Raw genomic sequence first — 20,765 nt, 5'->3', positions numbered from 1 at the left:
TTTTCTTTTCTCCAAAAACAGAACATCTGAATCTTAACTTTTGGTAAGAAGTTAAGATTCAGGATGGATGATTATATATTAGAAAATTGATTGTCTGCGTGTAACGCGGCACGTAATCTAAGGAATTTGAGCAAATGAACTCAGATTTTTGAAAAAATATTATTTTTTCTTGTTACAGCTATTCTCCAATAAAGAACATTCCGGCAGATCTTTTCAGAATCAATTATATTTCCGCTTTAGTTGAATAATTGAAAAATTATTGATATGAGTAATTTCATCTGGATCGAGGCTATTTAATAAAAAGTTCAATAGAAATGTTTTTCCTGATATTGATATTTTTTAAAACTAATCAGGGAAAATTAAGCTGATAATAAATGGTTAGGTTTTAAAATCAATAGAGCATCGTTTGAAGCGTTAAAGAAGACAGAACTACATGGAAACTTTTTTTCTCAGAAATCCCTGGTTTAGGGCATTTTTTCCACTCCTTCTTTTGGGGGTTGCGAGTGTTTCAGCCAGCTCTCTTGTGGTAGAAATTTCTGTATCCAATGGAATCGTTTGGAGTTTAATTCCGCAAAAAGTTTCTTTCTATATACTTCTCATCTCAACCATATTTTTAGCCCTTTACCAAATTAAAATCAGCATGCATGATCGTGATATGATTAAAGGCTTTACGCCAAAACAATACGAGGCAGCCATAAGAAATAAAGTTGCTGAGGGTGTTGCAAAACGTTCTTTAAAACTAATTCAAAATGGGGAAATTGATCAACTTGAACAAGAAACAGAAACATTTAAAAAACTGTATGGGGAGGTTATCCAATGAAAGCTCTGATCACCCAACAGTTTAATCAAGCAATGTCTCAACTTGGACAATCACAGCAAAAAGAAGTAAGCAGGCTGTTTACTTTCGTTACAAGCATAGAAAAAGAAGAGTTTCTCAGCTCCCCCCTGCTAACTAGAATCAAATCCAGAGACGAAGGAATATATACACTTAGAGGGCAAAATGTCCGTATTTTTTGTACTTTTGACGCCCAAGAAAATATTATATTCCTTGATGTAACAAGTGTTACCAATAATCAATTCAGCGATATGGAAACACAAGAGGAGGAAACGACTCTTTTTGAGAAAAATGGCGCCCCAAAAGCTTATATTGCATGGAACGACGGGAATACTATCTATTCATTCAATGGTAAACCTTTGTCGTATATTGATGAAGGAAACGATATTTTCGGCTTCAATGGTAAACACCTTGGATGGTTTGAAGATGGAATTTTATGGAATCATCAAGGTCAAAGAGTGGGGTTCACTGCACAAACTTCTCCAGTTTTCACACAATTTGAACCCTTCAAGGGGTTCAAGCAATTTAAACCTTTCAAAAGGTTCAAGCAATTTAAGCCATTTAAGCCCTTAAAAGGTATGGTAAAAGCAACAACAACCCTTATGGAATTTCTTGAAGAGGGAAGGTAAGAGTATGTTGCGGCATTATCAATATTTAAACCAACTTAACCCTGTTTGTTGCAGCGGACTGTAAACTTTATTTTTTGACAATTTTAATCAAACCCATTCTTCCATATTCAGCTCTTTAATATAACAACGTGATTCTAATCGTATCCTGGTGTAGAGGAAGGGATGAAGGTGAAGCTTTGCCCGGGAAAACCTGGAGTTGCTGGTTCTATATAGAAAAAAGCATGGATGATTTGATTTTTGAGAATGCCAAAGCTTTACCTTTGCTCCTGCCGGTATGTTTGAAACATGGGAATTTGACTTAAATCATTTACACAACTCAAAGGGCAACGTATAATATCTTTTCAATTTTTAGGAGCAGTTTTTATGAAAGGCTTTAAATTTGCCGGTATTAAGGCCGGGATTAAAAAGAATGGTCGAAAAGATCTGGGGCTTATATTTAGTGAAAAGCCTGCTGTTGCAGCAGCCTTGTTTACACGGAATAAAGTCATTGCAGCACCGGTTATTCTTGGAAAAGAAAAAATTAAAAAGGGCTTATGCCAGGCGGTTCTTGTCAACAGCGGCAATGCAAATTGTTTTACTGGGGAAAAAGGAATTGAAGATGCCATTACCTGTTCAAAGATGGTTGGCAGAACTCTTGGTATTTTAGAAGATCTTGTCCTGGTGTCTTCTACTGGCGTGATTGGTGCCAATCTTCCCATGGATAAATTTGAAACCGGTGTTCCGGATATTGTCACGCATCTTTCTGCCGATCATGTGAAGGATTTTGCAAATGCCATTCTTACCACTGATACAAACTATAAGATTGCAAAAGAAAGCGGCGTTATTGGTGACAAGAAATTTTCAATTATGGGAATTGCAAAAGGATCCGGCATGATCCGGCCTGATATGGCAACCATGCTGGCATTCATTTGTACTGATGTAAAAATTTCAACTCAGGATTTAAAGACCTCTTTAAGCGCAGCCAATGAAAAATCCTTTAACCGGATTACTGTTGATGGTGATACCAGCACCAATGATACGCTTTTAGCCCTTGCAAACGGTACTTCAGGAGTGGAAATAACTGATATTGAGCCTAAAAAAATATTTCAAACCATGCTTGATAAAATCTGTTTAGAACTTGCTAAAATGGTGGTCAAAGACGGGGAGGGCGCCACCAAACTTATTCAGATTATTGTTAAAGGGGCTCAATCAAAGCAGGATGCATTCAAGGCCTCTGAAACCATTGCCCATTCCAATCTGGTGAAGACAGCTGTTTACGGAGAAGATCCCAACTGGGGAAGGATAACGGCTGCAGCCGGCAGGTCCGGAGCCCATGTTGTTCCGGAAAAGATGGATCTTTTTTTTGATGACCAGCCATTGGTTTTAAAAGGCAAATGGCTGGGGGTAGAAGCTGAAAAAAAGACAGCTCAAATCATGAAAAAGAAAGAAATCACCATCACACTTGATTTGAATCTTGGGAAAGAGACAGACAACTTTCTGTTTTGTGACTTCAGCGAAGATTATGTGAAAATTAATGCTGAATACAGGTCTTAAACATGCGGCTTCAAAAATATCTGGCCCATGCCGGGCTTTGTTCCAGGAGAAAAGCGGAAGAGCACATATTAAACGGCCGGGTAAAAGTAAACCGTCAGATTGTCACAGAACTTGGGACAAAGATTAATCCTGAAAATGACAAGGTTTTTTTTAATGGTCAACCGGTTATTTTAAAACAGGAATCACCCAAAATATACATTGCCTTGAACAAACCACAAGGGGTTGTCACATCCTGTTCACAGCAAAAAACAAAGATTATTCTTGATCTGATCGATATTGATGAGAGGGTATATCCTGTGGGTCGACTTGATAAAGATTCCAAAGGACTTTTGCTGCTGACCAATGATGGAGAGCTCCATAATAAATTATCCCACCCTTCTTTTAATCATGAAAAAGAGTATATTGTAACAACACTTCATCCCATATCTGAAGCTGCGTTGAACAATATGGCACAGGGGTTGATGATTGACGGGGTTAAAACCAGAAAAGCAAAAGTGAAACGTCTTTCAAAAAATAAATTCAGCATTGTTTTGAAACAGGGAAGAAACCGCCAGATTCGAAAAATGATTGGAAAAACCGGAAACAGGGTTGATATTTTAAAAAGAATCAGGATGGCAAATATCAACCTTGGGAACTTAAAAGAAGGGGAATGGCGTTATTTGACCCCTAAAGAAATCAAACGATTAACCCAGTGACTGAATTCCGATGGTTTCTCTTATTTTTTCAAGAAAGGGTACGGAAAACTCTCTTGCTTTCATTGCACCCTTTTTAAGTATTTCATCAATATCAGACGGATTTTTTATCAGCTCTTCATACCGCTTTCTGGGTGCTTTCAATATTTCATCAATATATTCAAAGAGTTCCAGTTTCATGGTTCCCCATGCAATACCCTGCCGGTAACGTTCTGCCATTTCTTTTGTTTCCGATTGAGATGCAAATGCCTTGTAAATTGAGAACAGTGTGCAGGTTTCCGGATCCTTGGGTTCATCCGGCCCCAGAGAATTGGTTTTTATCTTCATAATCAGTTTTCTAAGGCGTTTTTGCGTATCAAACAGAGGAATATAATTATGATAACTTTTGCTCATCTTACGGCCATCAAGGCCTGCGAGAACAGCAGAAGTCTCATCCACAACGACTTCGGGAAGAATAAACAGTTTTTTATAAACATGATTAAATCTTGCCGCTATATCTCTTGTCATTTCAAGATGCTGAACCTGGTCTTTGCCAACAGGCACTTTTCTGGCGTTAAACATCAGGATATCTGCAGCCATGAGAACCGGATATGAAAAAAGTCCCATGGTTATTCCTTTGTCAGAGTCCTTGTGCCCTTGTTCTTCATTATCCGCCACTGTAGCTTTATAAGCGTGAGCCCTGTTCATCAATCCCTTGGCAGTAAGGCAGGTGAGGATCCATGTCAATTCCGGTATTTCGGGAATATCTGATTGTCGGTAAAATACACAGTTGTCATAGTCCAGCCCCAAGGCAATCCAGGATGCTGCAATTTCAAGTGCGGATTGTTTTCTCAGCTTCGGGTCATGATTTTTGATTAAAGAATGATAATCAGCAAGAAAATAATAAGATACTAACCTTGGGTTTTTACTGGTTTCAACTGCCGGTCGTATGGCACCGACATAATTACCGAGGTGTGGGGTTCCACTGGTGGTGATTCCGGTTAAAAAATCTGCATTTTTCATGTTCAGCTATTCCTGAAATCAATTGTTTTTAATACTAAATAAAGGGGATTAACAAAAAGTCGTGATTTAATCAATAAGTTTGTTTTTCTTAGCATATTCTGTGGCAAAGTTAATTTCTTCTTTCTTTGTTTTCAACTGCCCATCCAGTTTAGCGTTTAAGACCTGATTGAGTACTGTACTAAAAACAGGGCCGGATGGTAAGCCGATTTTCAATAAATCTCTGCCCTTAATGTAAGGCCTTATACTTCTTTGATGCGTATAAAAATTTGAGATAGCTTTTCTTATTTCTTCATCTTTTGCCAGGGCCATCATATATAAAATGTATTCCGTCTTAAAATTAATGAGCGCCCAGTACAGATCCTGCTTGGTATGATTTAATGAGTTTTCTATTAAATGAAGTTGTTTTTCAGCTTTATATCTCTTTTCTAAAAGAATGCTACGTTCTTTCAAGGGTACTTTAAGCCTGTTGCAGATTTGTTCACAGACTTTATAAGAACAGCGGTTCAAAAGTGCCATAAAGTAAACCGACCACCTTGGATATTGCTCATCAATATATAAGAGATCGTGCCAGGATAGTATTTTATTGACTGACTCAAGCAGTTGGTATGTATTTGGAATAAAAGTCAGATTTTTATGAATAACTTTTTCAAGACCGTATGACTCCATTGTTCTAATGGCCGGAATTGGATTTTCTTCTTCAAAGATTTGCTTTAGTTCGGATAATACCCGGAGACCGCTTAAATTTTTAAAACAATCTATTTTAATTGCATTATTAATTAAATTTGATGTTACTTTCCCGATTTTGAACCCAAACCGGTTTGAAAATTTAATGGCTCTGAAAATACGTGTGGGGTCTTCAACAAAGCTTAAATTATGAATGATTCTTATTGTTTTGTCTTTCAGATCCCTGTTGGCACCAAAATAGTCTACCATAGTTCCAAAATTGTCAGGATTAAGACTGATCGCCAGGGTATTGATTGTAAAATCCCTTCGTGCAAGGTCAAGTTTGATGGAACTTTTTTCAACAATAGGCAAAGCTGCCGGCGTTTTATAATATTCCAACCTGGCAGAAGCCACATCAATTTTAAAATTATCAGGAAAAATAATAACTGCCGTGCCAAATTTTCTATGAGTATTGATTCTGCAACCTTCTTTTTTTGCATAGACCTTGGCAAATTCAATACCGTCTCCTTCAACAACAATATCGATGTCATCAATTTGTCTGTTCAGCAACAGATCCCTTACAAATCCTCCGACAACAAATAAATTGAGTCCAAGCTCATCGCCTGTTTTACCGATGTTTTGGAGAAGTTGTCTTATGCGTTTATCAAGTCGTTGGTAAAGAATGTTTTCAATCTGTCTTTTCTTGACATTTTTTTTAATACCCAGTTCAGTTTCATTCCTTTTGAGTGCTTTGTTATGCTGAACTAAATAATTCAACAAATCGGTTCGGGTAATAACACCTTTGATCCATCCATCATCGATAACAGGCAGAATTCTGTGCTTCCCTTCTATAATAATATTTTCAATTTGGGAGACTTCAGCATCAGAAGAAATATAGCTGACCTCGGAATTCATATATTCTTTTACCGGAAGATGGGACAGCTTGTGATGCAATGTTTTTTCTATTATCTGTCGTGTAATATATCCTTCATAGGAATTCTTTTTTTTATCAACAACCAATAATGTATTGATATTATATCGTGTCATCATATTACCGGCTGTTTTACAGGTAACGTGGGGTTCAATGGTGATGGCAGGTGACGTCATCAGGTTTTTTGCGATCTGAATGGTTTTAACTTCTTTTTGAAGCTGTTCAATGAGCATCATTTCAACCTGTGCTAATGTCTGGTTATCAACTTTGGCAGACGCAGCATAAGAATGGCCACCACCGCCAAATCGGGAAAGTATTTTGCCGACATCAACCTCTGGCACACGATTTCTTGCAATGATATTGATTTTATTATCCATTAAAACAATGGCAAAAAAGATATCAAGGTTTTCCATTCTGACAACTTTTTGAACAATTGTTGCCAGATCCGTAATATATGTGGGAGAAGAAATGACAGACATATGAATATCAACCCCACTTATTTTATGAGCGGTCATTTCATTTAACAATTCATTCAACCACGTGACCTGTTCGGATTTAATTTCCTTAACCACAAAACTGACTATGGTATTTAAATCGGCACCGCATGATAAAAGAAAAGCCGCCTGTTCAAGATCTTCCTTTGTCGTGGAGGAATATGTAAACAATCCTGTATCTTCATATATCCCCAAAGCCATGATCGTTGCCTCTTCAGGACTGGGAACAATCTTTTTTTCCTGTAACAGGGAGCTTAATATGGTCGTTGTTGCACCGGTTTGCCTGGTGATTTCAAAAGAACCTGTTACATCCCCCTCCATGGCCGGATGATGATCATAAATATCGATTATAATATCTTTTTTAGTGAGCAACTTGGAGACATGAGGCAATCTGCTTTTTTGTCTGGTGTCCACAATCACGAGTCTTGATGTTTGAGAAAAGTCTATATAACCCGGGTCTGCCATGTTAAACAGGTAACTTGTGGAACTGATAAAAAAATCCCGTAAATTTTTTTCCTGTGATCCGGGGAAAATAATAACCGAACCGGGATATAATTTCTGGGCAGCCAGCATTGATGCGATCGCATCAAAATCCGCATTAATATGACTGGTAATAATCGTATCTGCTTTAATGATTTTATTTTTTTTATTCAAAAAATAACTCCTGTTGTAATCAATCGATAAAATTTATATAGTATATCCGTCTAGATTTTACAATTGATCTGGCTTTAGTATACTTAAATTTTATAAAAACCAACTTAGTTTAAAAAATTATGAAGAGGATTAAGAATGCCTACTCTTTTCGAATGGAAGGGAAAAAATCCTAAAGGAAGAAAAGTCAAGGGAGAAATGGAGGCAGAGACTCCTGAACAGGTAGAACAGAGTCTCCAAAGACGGAAAATAACCCCTGTCAAAATCAGAAAAAAACCAAAAGATATTTTTGAAAATATAAAATTTCTTCAACCTAAAGTCAAAGAGCGTGACGTCATCATCTTTTCCAGACAGTTTTCCACAATGATTGATGCCGGATTACCACTTCTTCAATGTCTTGATATCCTTCAATCGCAGCAGGAAAACCCGACGTTTAAAAAAAATCTAAAAAAAATAAAGGAATCTGTTGAATCCGGTGAAACTTTTGCAGATTCTCTAAAGAAATTTCCAAAAGTGTTTAACGAGCTGTTCGTCAATATGGTTGCAGCCGGAGAAGCAGGCGGTATTCTTGATGTCATCTTAAAACGACTCTCTGCCTATATGGAAAAAATGGCCAAGCTGAAGCGACAGGTCAAGGGTGCCATGACATATCCTATTATTACCATTATTATAGCGATCATTGTTGTTGCGATTATCATGGTGTTTGTTATACCGGTTTTTTCAGAAATGTTTGCCGATTTTGGTTCAGCCTTACCCGTGCCGACTCAGATTGTCGTTGCCATGAGTAATTTCACCGTTCACAATATAGGGTATATTATTGCCGGGATGTTTGCGGCCTCCTTTCTTATCAAGCGGCTCTATGCAAATAAAAAAGGTCGTATTTTCATGGATGACATGTTTTTAAGACTTCCAGTGGTCGGTCTTCTGATCAGAAAAGTGGCTGTGGCAAAATTTACAAGAACTACCAGCACAATGCTTTCAAGCGGTGTGTCAATTCTTGAGGTTCTTGATATTGTTGCAAAAACAGCAGGAAATAAAATTATAGAGTTTGCTATTCAGGATGTCAAAATCGGGATTGCCGAAGGAAGATCAATGGCTGATCCTTTGCTTGAAAGTGGCGTGTTCCCTTCCATGGTCTGCTCCATGATAGCCGTGGGAGAATCCACTGGAGCCCTTGATACAATGATGGAAAAAATTGCTGATTTTTATGATGATGAGGTGGACCAGGCAGTTAAAAATCTGACAGCCATGATAGAACCTTTTATGCTTGTTTTTCTCGGGGTGGTTGTTGGCGGACTTGTAATTGCAATGTATCTGCCCATTTTTTCCATGGCAGGTGCCATTTCATAGATTCATGAAAAACTATTATTTTCAAGACAGCCCGGATTTTTCAATTCAAATCAAATGGATTGTTCTGTCAAGGGTTGTTTTTGCCATCCTTCTGATTGTATCCTGCCTTATTTTTTCTTCAGGGGAAAACTTATCCTTTTTTTCACAGCCCTTTTTATCCTTGTATAACATTGCAGCATTTATTCTGATTATCTCAATTGTTTATTTGATCTGGTTGAATAAATTCAAAAAACGTCTGATTTTGGCGTATTTACAGACTATTGCCGACACATTTATAGTTACAGCTATTATTTTTGTTACAGGCAGTTATGACAGTATTTTTACTTTTCTTTACCTGGTCGTCATTATTTATACTTCCATGCTGCTGCTTCAAAAGGGCAGCTTAATCATCGCCACGATTTCAAGTCTTCAATATGGCGTTTTAATTGAGATGGAATACTATAAAGTCATCACGCCTTTTTTGGGACAATATTATCTCTCCAATACGGTAGATGAGAGCCATATCATTTACAGAATCATCATTGTCATGGTTGCGTGTTTTGCTGTAGCAAGTCTCAGCGGTATTCTGGCACTTCAGTTAAAAGGCGCCAAACAGGATTTAAAAATAACCCAGGAACACTTGAAACGGGTTGAAAAAATGGCTGCTATGGATGAAATGATTTCAGGCATAGTCCATGAAATTAAAAACCCGTTAGCTTCTTTATCCGGCTCTATTCAACTGCTCCGGGAAGATGCAAAACCAGGCTCTTATGAAGACAAACTGATGCAAATTATTTTACGAGAAACAAATCGACTTAAAAACATCGTCGATGATATCAGACTGTTTGCAAAACCTCGTACCGACAATGCAGTTGAAATGAAAATAGCGGACACAATTGAAGAAACGGTTGAGCTTTTTTTAAATGATCCTGAACGAAATAAACAAATCAATTTCAATATGAATTTAGATAAAAATATTTGCATATTTATTGATCCGGCGCATTTCACCCAAATCCTATGGAATTTATTAAAAAATGCCGCTCAATCCATAAAAGATCGTGGAGAGATCAAAATTTACCTCAAACCATCAAGAAACAACCGCGTTTATTTAACCGTTAAAGATACTGGCATTGGAATCACTAAGAAAGATTTCAGTCATATTTTTGATCCCTTTTACACAACCAAACCTGATGGGACCGGCCTTGGCCTCTCTATTATCCATAGATTAGTTGATACCTATAATGGTATGATTGATTTTGAGTCAACACCTGGAAAGGGTACGATTTTTACTATTCTTTTAAATAGTACCCCCGTCAAAAGGCAAACAACAAAATCTTGACAATTTCATGTAAACTAGGGTATTTATTCTTGTTTTATCAAAACTAAAATCAAATGACCTGCAAGATGCAGTAAGAATATGAAAGTAATTATTTATGGATAAAGAAAGCAAATTGATACAAGTTAGAAAAGAAAAAATCAATGAATTGAAAGAGAACGGGATTAACCTCTATCCAAATGATTTCAAACCATCATGTTCTGTAAAAGAGCTTAAAAAAATTATCGATAAAAGACCTGACTCGTTAGGGGAAAAAGGTGACGAGTTCTATATGGCAGGAAGAATGATGGCCATTAATAAAATGGGGAAATCATCTTTTGTCCGGTTTAAAGACGGTTCCGATCAACTTCAGGTCTATGTGCAAAAAAACAGGGTGGGTGATGAAACTTATTCTTTGTTCAAAAAACTTGATATCGGTGATTTTATAGGCGTCAAAGGGCCGTTGTTCCAAACAAGAACCGGAGAGTGGACACTTCTGGCAAAAGGATTCAGGCTGTTATCAAAGACAGTAAGACCACTTCCTGAAAAATTTCACGGGCTAAAAGATCCAGAAAAACGGTATCGCCAGCGTTATCTTGATCTTATAATGAACGAGGATACAAGGCAGATTTTTATAAAAAGAAGTAAGATTGTAGCCGCCATGAGACGTTTTTTTGAAGAAAAGGGGTTCATGGAAGTTGAAACACCCATGATGCAGCCTTTAGCCGGTGGAGCTGAAGCCACACCTTTTAAAACCTGGCACAATGCGCTAGGAATGGAGCTCTTTTTAAGAATTGCGCCAGAATTATACCTGAAAAGGCTAGTCGTGGGCGGGTTTGAAAAAGTGTTTGAAATTAACCGCAATTTCAGAAATGAAGGGATTTCAACTCGACACAATCCTGAGTTTACAATGGTTGAATTTTATCAGGCCTATGCTGATTATGAAAAGCTTATGGATTTAACTGAAGAGATGTTTGAATCCATTGTAAAAGAGATTTTGGGATCAACAACTATCGAATACCAGGGCCAGACCATTGATTTTAAAAAGGGGTGGCAGCGGATTCCCATGATAGAATCTCTTGCAAAAATCGGTGGGATTGATCCGGCAATATTAGATAATACTGAAGCACTGCTCAATTTTGCACAGGAAAACAAAATACAAATTACGAAAAAAGACCGTCATGGCAAAGTATTAACCAAACTTTTCGATATTTTGGTTGAACCGAAGTTAATCCAGCCTACATTTATTACCGGCTACCCTATAGAAGTATCTCCCTTATCCAGAAAGAACGATGTCAATCCGGAATTGACTGATCGGTTTGAATTATTTATTGCCGGCAGGGAAATTGCCAATGGATTTTCTGAAATCAATGACCCTGAAGATCAGCATAACCGATTTTTAATGCAGGCCAGGCAAAGGGATGAAGGTAATTCTGAAGCCCATATCATGGATTCCGAATATGTGGAGGCCCTTGAATACGGGATGCCGCCCACAGCAGGAGAAGGCATCGGTATTGATCGGCTTGTCATGCTGCTGACCGATTCTCCGTCAATTCGGGAGGTCATTCTTTTCCCACATATGAAAAAGAATGTCTGATTAGATGGCTTTTGAATTATTCATAGCCGGCAAATACCTTAAGGCAAAGAGAAAAGAAGGGTTTATTTCCCTGATCACGTTTCTTTCCGTTGCAGGCGTTACCGTTGGTGTTATGGCCCTTGTAGTGGTGATTGCCGTCATGAGTGGTGCTGAAACTGATTTTCGGAAAAGAATCCTAGGGCTTGAACCGCATATACTTATTATGAATTATTCAGGTAAGTTTGACACGTATTCTCACATTCTAACGGATCTTGATCAAAGGGAGCAAATTAAAGGAGCTTCACCGATTTTATTTGCCCAGGCTATGATTCGGTCCAGCCACTCTTTCTCCGGTGTTATGGTTCGTGGAATTGATCCTGAGAAAGGGTTTAGTCTTATTAAAGGATTCGATACTGAACAATTAAAAAAAGCGCTTTGTAAAGGAACGAAAAATGGGGATCTCCCCGGAATTATTCTGGGCCAAGAACTTGCAAACTCTGTTGGAGTGATAAAGGGAGACAAGGTGATTCTCATGTCACCCAATGGATTTATTTCTCCCATGGGCCATATTCCATCGATGAAACGGTTTGTTGTAACTGATACATTCGACTCGGGCATGTATGAATATGACAGTGCGCTTGCCTATGTCCATTTAAAGGAAGCTCAACGACTTTCCGGTGTCAAAAATAAAATTTCCGCCATTGGAATCTGGATCGACGATGTGTTTGATGTTAAACCGGTTAAAGATAGTCTTTCAGACATATTAAGCTACCCATTTTATTTACGCGACTGGATGGAAATCAATAAAAGTCTTTTTTCTGCATTAAAACTTGAAAAAACAGCTATGTTTATCATTTTGACTCTGATCATTCTTGTAGCCGCCTTTAATATTGCCAGTGCGTTAATTATGATGGTGATGGAAAAGACCAAAGATATTGCCGTGTTAAAATCAATGGGAGCAACAAACAAAACGATTAGAAGAATATTTATTCTTAAAGGCATGATTATTGGGCTTCTGGGTACATTTATCGGTACGGTCTCAGGCATAGGCATTTGTTTTATTCTAAAGAGATATGACTTTATCCAGTTACCGGATGCTTATCCATTTTCTACACTTCCTGTGCAACTTGAATTTCTTGATGTCCTGGTCATAGCAGTTAGTGCCATTATCATTTGTTTTTTTTCGACTCTTTATCCTTCATATAAGGCTTCAAAAATGGATCCTGTTGAGGCATTAAGATATGGATAATTCACCGATACCGATGATGTCGCTTCAATCCGTTTCAAAATGTTTTTATTTAAAAACATCAAAAATTGAAATTTTGAATAATGCCTCCTTTAATATTTATAAAGGTGAAACCATTGCTGTTGTAGGTCCGTCCGGTATTGGCAAATCTACTTTATTACATATTATCGGCACACTTGATAAACCGGATTCAGGAAAAATTCTTTTTCAAAAAGATGATTTGTCCCTGTATAATGATGAGAAACTCGCCCGTTTTAGAAATTTAAAAATTGGTTTTGTATTTCAATTTCATTATTTACTTAAAGGCTTTTCAGCATTAGAAAATGTTCTAATGCCGGGTTTAATTGCTCATAAAAATAAAAAAAACCTTGAAAAAAGTGCCTCAAATATGCTTGAAAGAGTAGGGCTTTCGTCAAGACTTTCTCATCGGGTAGAAGATCTTTCGGGAGGGGAATTGCAACGGGTGGCCCTGGCAAGAGCTTTGGTTATGGAACCTGATATACTTCTGGCAGATGAGCCAACGGGAAATCTTGATCAAAAAAACAGCAACAGTGTACATGCATTAATTGATGAACTAAACAAAGAGCTTGGTATGACTGTTATTGTGGTTACCCATAATAATGAACTTGCCCGGATGATGAAAAGAAATGTTACAATAACGAATGGGGGAATCCTTCCCGTTTAATTTGCTTATGAGAATTAGGGATAATATCATGAATAAATCTATTTTAAGAAAAGCTTTCATATTTATTATTTTTTTGAGTTTATTGTTCAGTGGTGACCTGTTTGCCCAGACAGATATTAAACAGACGGATATTAAAGTAGCTATCATCCCTTTTTCTCTTGATGCTAAGCAGGTCAACCATCAGATAAAAAATAGAATCCCTTTGATGATTTCTGAAAAGCTTGAGCAAGAAGGTGCTAAAGTAATTCTTTTAAAAACATGGCAAAACACCGAGGAATGGGACTTTTCCCAATTTCGAAAACTCGGAATTGAATCAGGTGCCGATTATATTTTGACAGGATCTTTGTTTGTTGCAGGTGAAAGTATCAGTATTGACTCAAGACTTATTAATATCTATGAAAAAGAAAATTTCACATCCTTTTATGCTGATGCAAATAACTTTGAAAACCTTTTTTCAACTATTTCCCAACTTTGTAAAGAAATAATCGGTGAACTCTACCATAAAAAAATTATTACAGATATTGCAATTACCGGAAATAAGAGAGTTGAAACTGATGCAATTATGAGGATTATCGACACTCAGGTCGGTGATATTATTAAGCCTGACAAGATTTCTAAAGATCTGAAGAAAATTTATGAGATGGGTTACTTTGATAATGTTATTGTTAAAAAAGAATCCCTTGATACAGGCGTTAAAGTAATTTTCGAAATTACTGAAAAATCGACTGTCCGGAAAGTGAAATTTAAAAAAAACACTGTTTATGAAGACGAAGAACTTGCTGATATTGTTGATACAAGAACTGGTGTAATTCTAAATATTCACAAACTCAACTCAGACATTAATCGAATGCGTTTAATGTATACGGTAAAGAATTATCACAATTGTTCTGTAACCTATGAAATAATTCCCCTTGAGCATTCCCAGGCAGATATTGTTTTTAATATTAAAGAAGGAGAAAAAGTAAAGGTCGAAAAAATTACTTTTGAAGGTAACAAACACTTTTCTGATAAAAAAATTAAAAAAGCCATGGAGACTTCTGAAAAAGGGTTTTTCTCTTTTTTTACCTCTTCAGGTGACCTCAATGAGAGCGAAGTTAAAAACGATATTATAAGAATCGAGTCTTTATATAAAAACAACGGATTTATCGATACAAAGGTATCAGATCCCATTATTGACATTGGTGAAAAACTTATTACCATTCATTTTAAAATTTATGAGGGTGCTCAGTATAAAGTAAAAAAGATTGATATTACAGGCGACCTGATTGTGCCTATGGAAGAACTTCTGGAAGGCATTCAGTCCAAAGAAACAGAGCTATACAATAGGGAATACATTAGAAAAGATATTCTGACCATTTCTGATCTTTATTCTAACAAGGGGTTTGCCAATGCCAATATTTCTCCCCTGGTAGATAAAAACGATGAAGAAAAAATGATGAACATCACATATTCAATCAATAAAGGTGAACCAGTTTATTTTAGCAGAATTAATATCAGTGGCAATTTAAAAACACGTGATAAGGTTATCAGAAGAGAGATTAAAATTGCTGAACAGGATCTCTACAGTAAGGAAAATATTCAATTAAGCTTTAAGAATTTAAACCGGTTGGATTATTTTGCTGAGATTGATGTCAAGCCGGTTAAAACTTCCGATGAAAATAAAATGGACTTAGATGTCAGGGTTGTTGAAAAAGAAACAGGCAGATTTTCTGTTGGAGGTGGTGTTAGCAGTGAAGATGGAGGCTTTGGTATGCTGTCTGTTCAGGAAAGGAATTTGTTTGGAAAAGGACAAACAGGAAAGATTTCTGCAACAATATCACAAGAATCAGTTCTCTATAATATTGGTTTTTATGAACCCTATATTATGGATACAGCCATTTCCGGTGGAATCCAACTCTATAAAGAAGATAAAGAGTATGATTATTATGATAAAGAAGCTCTTGGATTGACATTAAGGATGGGTTATAAGCTTTTCGACTATACAGGAATTGGAATCCAATACAATATAGAAAATTTTGATATAACTGATGTGCAAACCGACTTCACCAATATGACCCCCGGTTCTTTTCTGACAAGCAGTATAAAGCCTTTTATACAATATGATTCCAGAAATGACATTTTCACACCAACTGAAGGAGCAAAGCATAAATTTTCGATAGAATATGCTGGAGAGTTTTTAGGCGGTGATATCGATTACACAAAATACCTTGTCGAAACAGGTTTATATTTTCCTCTTTTCTGGAAATTCACCGGCACCTTGCATGCAGAAGCAGGATACCTGGATGATCGAAGCAGTGATGACATCGATATTGATTACATCAGATTTTATCTGGGGGGTATGAATTCAATCAGAGGATTTGATAAATATGATATCAACGGCAATCAGGAGGGAGATATCAAAGACAGGGGAGGCGAAAAGTATGTTCAATTCAATGCAGAAGTAACTCTTCCACTCTCAGAAAAATATAAGATTATAGGTGTTTTCTTTTATGACCGCGGTGATGTTTATAGAACCAGCGAGGATATTGATCTTGGTGATCAATTCTCAAGTTTTGGTACCGGGATAAGATGGAATTCGCCGATAGGACCCTTAAGAATTGAATATGCCTGGGTCATTGATGGAAAAAATGTGAAAGAAAGTGGCGATGGACAATTTGAATTTTCTGTTGGTGCTTCTTTCTAAACTTTAAAAAATTTTGGAGGTTTTAATGAAAAGAATATTAGTTGTTTTAAGTATAATAATATTTTTCTTCGGATTTATTCCGGGAGGTTTTTGTGCAGATGCAGCTAAAATAGGAGTGATTAATTTTCAAAAAATTTTGAGAGAATCAAGTGCCGGGAAAATAACCCAGAAACAGATCACTGAAAAAGGCAATGCGTTTCAAGAAAAATTAAAGACTGAAAAAGTACAATTGGATGAAATGAAAAAATCATTTGAAAGAGAAGCTCTCGTTCTGAGTCCCGAAAAACAGCAGGAAAAACAACGAGAATTTCGGATCCGGGTTAATGACTTCAAAAGAATGCAAGAAGATTTCTCCAGAGAATTTAAACAATTAGAGGTTAAACTATTAAATAAAATTCAAAAAGAAATCTTTCAAATTGCAAATGAAATTGGAAAGAAAGAAGGCTATTTGCTTATTCTTGAAAAAAAGACTGCCGGAGTTGTTTATCATCCCGATCAACTCGATATTACCGATCAAATTATTAAAAAATATGATTTGAAAATTTCTAAAAATAGCTAAATTCTTTTATGAAACTGTCCGTAAATGAGATTGCAAAAATTATTCATGCCGAAGTTGTTGGTGATCCTTCTTTTGTGGTAAAGGGAGTTTCCTCTTTTGACGACTCAGATACCCATGATATTACGTTTGCATGTGAAACAAAATATTTGACCCATCTTAAACAAACAAAGGCAGGGGTAGTTATTATTCCTGATACCTTTGTTTGTGATGAGCTTGGTTCCAGAAATAATATTTTATTGAAAACCGATAATCCTAAAATATCTTTTTTTAAATTAGTATCGATATTTCATCCAGAAAAAAAAACAAAGCCCTGTATCCACCACAGTGCAGATATTGGACATCATGTTAGGGTTGGAGAAGATCCCATTATTGGATCAAACATATTTATTGGCGATAATGTCCAAATTGGAAATAATGTTCATCTTATGCCAGGCGTTTATATAGGGGATGATGTCTTCATAGGCGACAATACGTTAATTAAACCAAATGTCACCGTAATAGAAAAAACCAGGATCGGCAAAAATGTCATTATTCATTCTGGAACTATCATCGGCTCTGATGGGTTCGGTTTTGCTCAGAATTTTGGCAAGCATGAAAAAATTGTACATACCGGATATGTTCACATAGGGGATCATGTTGAAATCGGTGCATGCAATACCATCGACAGAGGAACGCTGGGGATGACTGTTATCGGGAACGGCGTTAAAACAGACAACCTTGTCCACATTGCACACAATGTCAAGATTGGGGATAATACTTTGATTGTGGCCCAGGTTGGAATTGCAGGAAGTACTAAAGTCGGTAAAAATGTTATTATAGCCGGCAACGCCAGTATTACAGGACATATAAAAATTGGTGACGGCTCTATTGTCGGCCCCTGTGCAGGTGTTCGCAGTGATGTTCCTGAAAATGAAATTGTATCGGGTATGCCGCATATGCCACATGTTCGTTGGCGTAAGGTAGTCAGCATCATATCCCGGTTACCGGAAATGAGAAAAAATCTTTTTTCTTTTGAAAAAAGATTGAAAGACTTAGAAAATAAAAATGAATAAACGGAGTAAAAATGATTCAGATTCACCCCACGGCAATTATTGATCCTTTAGCTGAAATAGATACCAATGTTACAATAGGTCCTTATGTCATTATCAAATCAGACGTCTGCATTGGTTCCGGCACCACCATTGGTCCCTATACCACCATTGAACAATATGTAAATATAGGGGCCGATTGCCAGATTTTTCAATATGCCTCTATTGGTGGGGCACCTCAGGATCTTAAATTCCATGGCGAAAAAACATATTTAAAAATCGGCAGGGGATCAATTATCCGGGAATTTGTGACGATTAACCGGGGGACGGAATTTGGTGGTGGCCTTACTGAATTAGGGGAAGAAAACTATTTGATGGCCTATACACACATCGCCCATGATTGTAAAACCGGGAAACAGGTTATTCTTGCGAACAACGCCACTCTTGGGGGTCATATTATAATTGGTGATAATGTCACGGTGGGTGGCTTGGTTGCCATCCATCAATTCGTTCAAATCGGGGATTTTGCTTATATTGGCGGGAAATCTGCTGTAGTAAAGGATATACCGCCATATGTGATTGCATCCGGAGATCGAGCGACTCTCCATGGTTTGAATAATGTGGGCTTGAAACGGCATAAATTTTCAAAATCAACCCTTCAGCAACTTAAAAAAGCTTATAGAATTGTTTTTCGAATCGGATTAACGGTTAAGCAGGCAACAGAACGTGTTAAAGCTGAAGTTGAACAAATCCCTGAAGTAAAAAATTTTATTAAATTTATTGTCGAATCCAACAGAGGTGTTACCAGATAACCTGGAGGTCACGCGTAAAAAAAATGAGAATAGGACTTATAGCCGGTGGCGGACAATTCCCCATTCTTTTTTCAAAAAAGGCTGTAAAGAAAGAGTATAAAGTCTTTGCTGTAGGGTTTACCTCTGAAACGGATAAAACGCTTGGGGATTATGTTGAAGATTTAAAATGGATTTACCTTGGACAGGTTACCAAACTGATCAAATATTTCAAGCAACACCATATTACTCAAGCAGTTATGCTGGGCAGTATTAAAAAAACAAATATTTTCAAAAATATCCGTCCTGACTTTAAAGCACTCTCGTTTATTGCAAAAACAGCCAGAACCCATGATGATTCCGTATTGACTTCATTTGCTGATCTACTCTTAAAAGAGGGGATAAGAATTTTGCCGTCCACCTTTCTTCTCCCTGAACTGATCACCCCTAAGGGGTGTTGGACAAAAAGAAAGCCGGATAAAGCTGAAAAAAAAGATATTTTCCAGGGATGGAAGATAGCAAAAGAAATCGGAAAACTTGATATCGGACAATGTATTGTCATCAGTAATGGAACGGTTCTCGCCGTTGAAGCAATAGAGGGAACAGATGTGACCATTAAAAGAGGCGGTCTTCTGTCTCATCATAATGGTGCAGTTGTTGTAAAACTTTCCAAGCCATCTCAGGATCTAAGGTTTGACCTGCCTTCTTCCGGTTGCCAAACCATTGAGAGTATGCATGAATCCGGAGTTACAATTCTCGTACTTGAGGCAGAAAAATCCATTGCATTTGACCGGGATGAAATGATAACACTTGCAAATAAATATAATATATCCATTCTTGGTTATACAGATGATGATATAACCTGAAGGCCACACGTAACCATAAAGGTCACACGTAAAATGAATCTTTCTGCTAAATCCAGACATATTATGGTTCTTACAGGAGAACCATCCGGTGATCTGCATGCAGGAAATCTTGTTAAAGAAATCAGACAATTTAATAGCAGTATTTATTTTTCAGGTATAGGTGGAACATATCTTGAAAATCAAAATGTAGACCTTTTCTACAATATCGCAAAACTCTCTGCAATGGGTATTACTGAAGTCCTGATGCAATTTGGACAGATAAAAAGAGCTTTTGATTTGTTCAAGAAAAAACTTAAAAGTAACACACCGGATTTAATTATACTTGTGGATTATCCGGGATTCAATTTAAAAGCTGCCCAGTTTGCCAAAGATCATTACAAAATAAAAATCTTATATTATATAACACCAAAAGTATGGGCGTGGAAAAAATCAAGACTTAAAAAGATAAAAAAGTATGTTGATTACGCAGCATTAGTCCTTCCTTTTGAAGAAAAAATATATAGAAAGGCTAAGATTCGATCCACTTATGTGGGCAATCCATTAATGGATGAGTATCCTGAAAAAGTATCAAAATCATTTTTTCGATCAAAGCATTTATTGTCAAAACATAAAGATGCTGTTCCTGTGATCATAGGCCTGCTTCCAGGATCTAGAAAGGCTGAGATAAAAAATTTGCTTAAAATAATGATAAAAGCGGCTGATCTTATTCATAAAAAAAACCGACAGGTCTCTTTTATTATATCTCAAGCTCCTTCAATACATAAGGAAAGCATAAAAATTATTCTAAAAAAATTCAAAAGGACTCCATTATTTCAAATCAATAATGGACCGGTTAAGGATATCTTCTTGAAATCGGACCTTGTTATTGCAGCTTCCGGCACCGTCACTCTTGAAGCTGCGCTTTGCTGTGTCCCGACCATTATTATATATAGAATGTCCACAATCAGTTATCGGTTCGCAAAACTGTTTGTAAAAATTAAATATGCTGGATTGGCAAATTTAATCGTTAACAAAGAAGTTATGCCCGAATTCCTCCAAGACGACGCAACCCCGGAAAAAATAAGTGGAAAAGCCCTGGATATGCTTGATCGCTTAGTAACTTTTGAAAATCAATTGCAAATGGTCAGAAAATTACTTGGAAGCAAGGGGGCGTCAAAAAGGACTGCCAACATTGCTATCAGTCTTATAAAGGGGAATCAGACCTGCGATAATAAATTTGACAAATCAACTTAAATACTATTAGAGTGATTTCATATAAGA

At 36.9% G+C, this 20,765-nt stretch carries 17 protein-coding genes; 15 read left to right on the top strand and 2 right to left on the bottom strand.

All coding sequences use genetic code 11. From position 1 onward, the window contains the following. Positions 1-433 precede the first annotated feature (433 nt). From QAI40_RS00475 to QAI40_RS00460, 4 genes are all read left to right on the top strand, one after another. Positions 434-820 carry a hypothetical protein gene (locus QAI40_RS00475; RefSeq protein ID WP_299977531.1) on the top strand — a complete coding sequence of 129 codons (387 nt, stop codon included), beginning with the start codon at positions 434-436 and terminating at the stop codon, positions 818-820. Continuing rightward, positions 817-1,464: a 4-fold beta flower protein gene (locus tag QAI40_RS00470; RefSeq protein ID WP_299977528.1), complete on the top strand. Its 648-nt coding sequence runs from the start codon at positions 817-819 to the stop codon at positions 1,462-1,464. The genes QAI40_RS00475 and QAI40_RS00470 overlap by 4 nt, the downstream gene beginning before the upstream one ends. Before the next feature lie 363 nt (positions 1,465-1,827). Continuing rightward, complete coding sequence (gene argJ / locus QAI40_RS00465) at positions 1,828-2,997, top strand: bifunctional glutamate N-acetyltransferase/amino-acid acetyltransferase ArgJ (RefSeq protein WP_299977525.1); 1,170 nt, start codon at positions 1,828-1,830, stop codon at positions 2,995-2,997. 2 nt (positions 2,998-2,999) lie between these two features. Then, positions 3,000-3,692: a pseudouridine synthase gene (locus tag QAI40_RS00460; protein ID WP_299977523.1), complete on the top strand. Its 693-nt coding sequence runs from the start codon at positions 3,000-3,002 to the stop codon at positions 3,690-3,692. Here the strand turns inward: QAI40_RS00460 and trpS are convergent. Together trpS and QAI40_RS00450 are read right to left on the bottom strand one after the other, a co-directional pair. Continuing rightward, positions 3,681-4,691: a tryptophan--tRNA ligase gene (trpS, locus tag QAI40_RS00455; RefSeq protein ID WP_299977520.1), complete on the bottom strand. Its 1,011-nt coding sequence runs from the start codon at positions 4,689-4,691 to the stop codon at positions 3,681-3,683. The two genes, QAI40_RS00460 and trpS, sit on opposite strands and share 12 nt — an antisense overlap. A gap of 66 nt (positions 4,692-4,757) precedes the next feature. Next, a complete protein-coding gene (locus QAI40_RS00450; RefSeq protein WP_299977517.1) occupies positions 4,758-7,433 on the bottom strand; it encodes a CBS domain-containing protein in 2,676 nt (891 codons plus the stop codon). A gap of 135 nt (positions 7,434-7,568) precedes the next feature. Here QAI40_RS00450 and QAI40_RS00445 point away from each other — a divergent pair, with 135 nt between their 5' ends. The 11 genes from QAI40_RS00445 (at position 7,569) to lpxB (ending at position 20,738) form a co-directional block, all read left to right on the top strand. Then, entirely contained in the window at positions 7,569-8,780 is a 1,212-nt protein-coding gene (locus QAI40_RS00445; RefSeq protein WP_299977514.1) for a type II secretion system F family protein, read from the top strand. A 4-nt stretch (positions 8,781-8,784) separates the two neighbouring features. Further along, the gene (locus QAI40_RS00440) at positions 8,785-10,098 is read left to right on the top strand and encodes a two-component system sensor histidine kinase NtrB (protein WP_299977512.1); all 1,314 of its coding nucleotides are present in this window, start codon (positions 8,785-8,787) and stop codon (positions 10,096-10,098) included. Positions 10,099-10,192: 94 nt separating this feature from the next. Beyond that, positions 10,193-11,671: a lysine--tRNA ligase gene (lysS, locus tag QAI40_RS00435; RefSeq protein ID WP_299977509.1), complete on the top strand. Its 1,479-nt coding sequence runs from the start codon at positions 10,193-10,195 to the stop codon at positions 11,669-11,671. 4 nt (positions 11,672-11,675) lie between these two features. Next, positions 11,676-12,899, top strand: coding sequence for a lipoprotein-releasing ABC transporter permease subunit (locus QAI40_RS00430; protein WP_299977507.1), 1,224 nt, complete (start codon positions 11,676-11,678; stop codon positions 12,897-12,899). Next, the gene (locus QAI40_RS00425) at positions 12,892-13,581 is read left to right on the top strand and encodes an ABC transporter ATP-binding protein (protein ID WP_299977504.1); all 690 of its coding nucleotides are present in this window, start codon (positions 12,892-12,894) and stop codon (positions 13,579-13,581) included. The genes QAI40_RS00430 and QAI40_RS00425 overlap by 8 nt, the downstream gene beginning before the upstream one ends. 28 nt (positions 13,582-13,609) lie before the next feature. Beyond that, entirely contained in the window at positions 13,610-16,264 is a 2,655-nt protein-coding gene (gene bamA / locus QAI40_RS00420) for an outer membrane protein assembly factor BamA (RefSeq protein WP_299977501.1), read from the top strand. Positions 16,265-16,289: 25 nt separating this feature from the next. Continuing rightward, positions 16,290-16,823, top strand: a complete 534-nt coding sequence (locus QAI40_RS00415; RefSeq protein ID WP_299977498.1) for an OmpH family outer membrane protein — start codon at positions 16,290-16,292, stop codon at positions 16,821-16,823. Positions 16,824-16,831: 8 nt separating this feature from the next. Next, on the top strand, positions 16,832-17,875 hold the full coding sequence (gene lpxD / locus QAI40_RS00410; protein WP_299977495.1) for a UDP-3-O-(3-hydroxymyristoyl)glucosamine N-acyltransferase: 1,044 nt from the start codon (positions 16,832-16,834) through the stop codon (positions 17,873-17,875). Between the two features lie 11 nt (positions 17,876-17,886). After that, complete coding sequence (gene lpxA, locus QAI40_RS00405) at positions 17,887-18,663, top strand: acyl-ACP--UDP-N-acetylglucosamine O-acyltransferase (RefSeq protein ID WP_299977492.1); 777 nt, start codon at positions 17,887-17,889, stop codon at positions 18,661-18,663. Positions 18,664-18,686: 23 nt separating this feature from the next. Next, on the top strand, positions 18,687-19,505 hold the full coding sequence (locus tag QAI40_RS00400; RefSeq protein ID WP_299977489.1) for an LpxI family protein: 819 nt from the start codon (positions 18,687-18,689) through the stop codon (positions 19,503-19,505). A 33-nt stretch (positions 19,506-19,538) separates the two neighbouring features. After that, positions 19,539-20,738 (top strand): lipid-A-disaccharide synthase, encoded by a 1,200-nt coding sequence (lpxB, locus tag QAI40_RS00395; protein ID WP_299977486.1) that lies wholly within the window; start codon positions 19,539-19,541, stop codon positions 20,736-20,738. Positions 20,739-20,765 lie beyond the last annotated feature (27 nt).

The sequence above is a fragment of the Desulfobacula sp. genome, assembly GCF_030611305.1.
Lineage (GTDB): Bacteria > Desulfobacterota > Desulfobacteria > Desulfobacterales > Desulfobacteraceae > Desulfobacula.
This window is presented reverse-complemented; position numbering and strand designations above follow the sequence as displayed.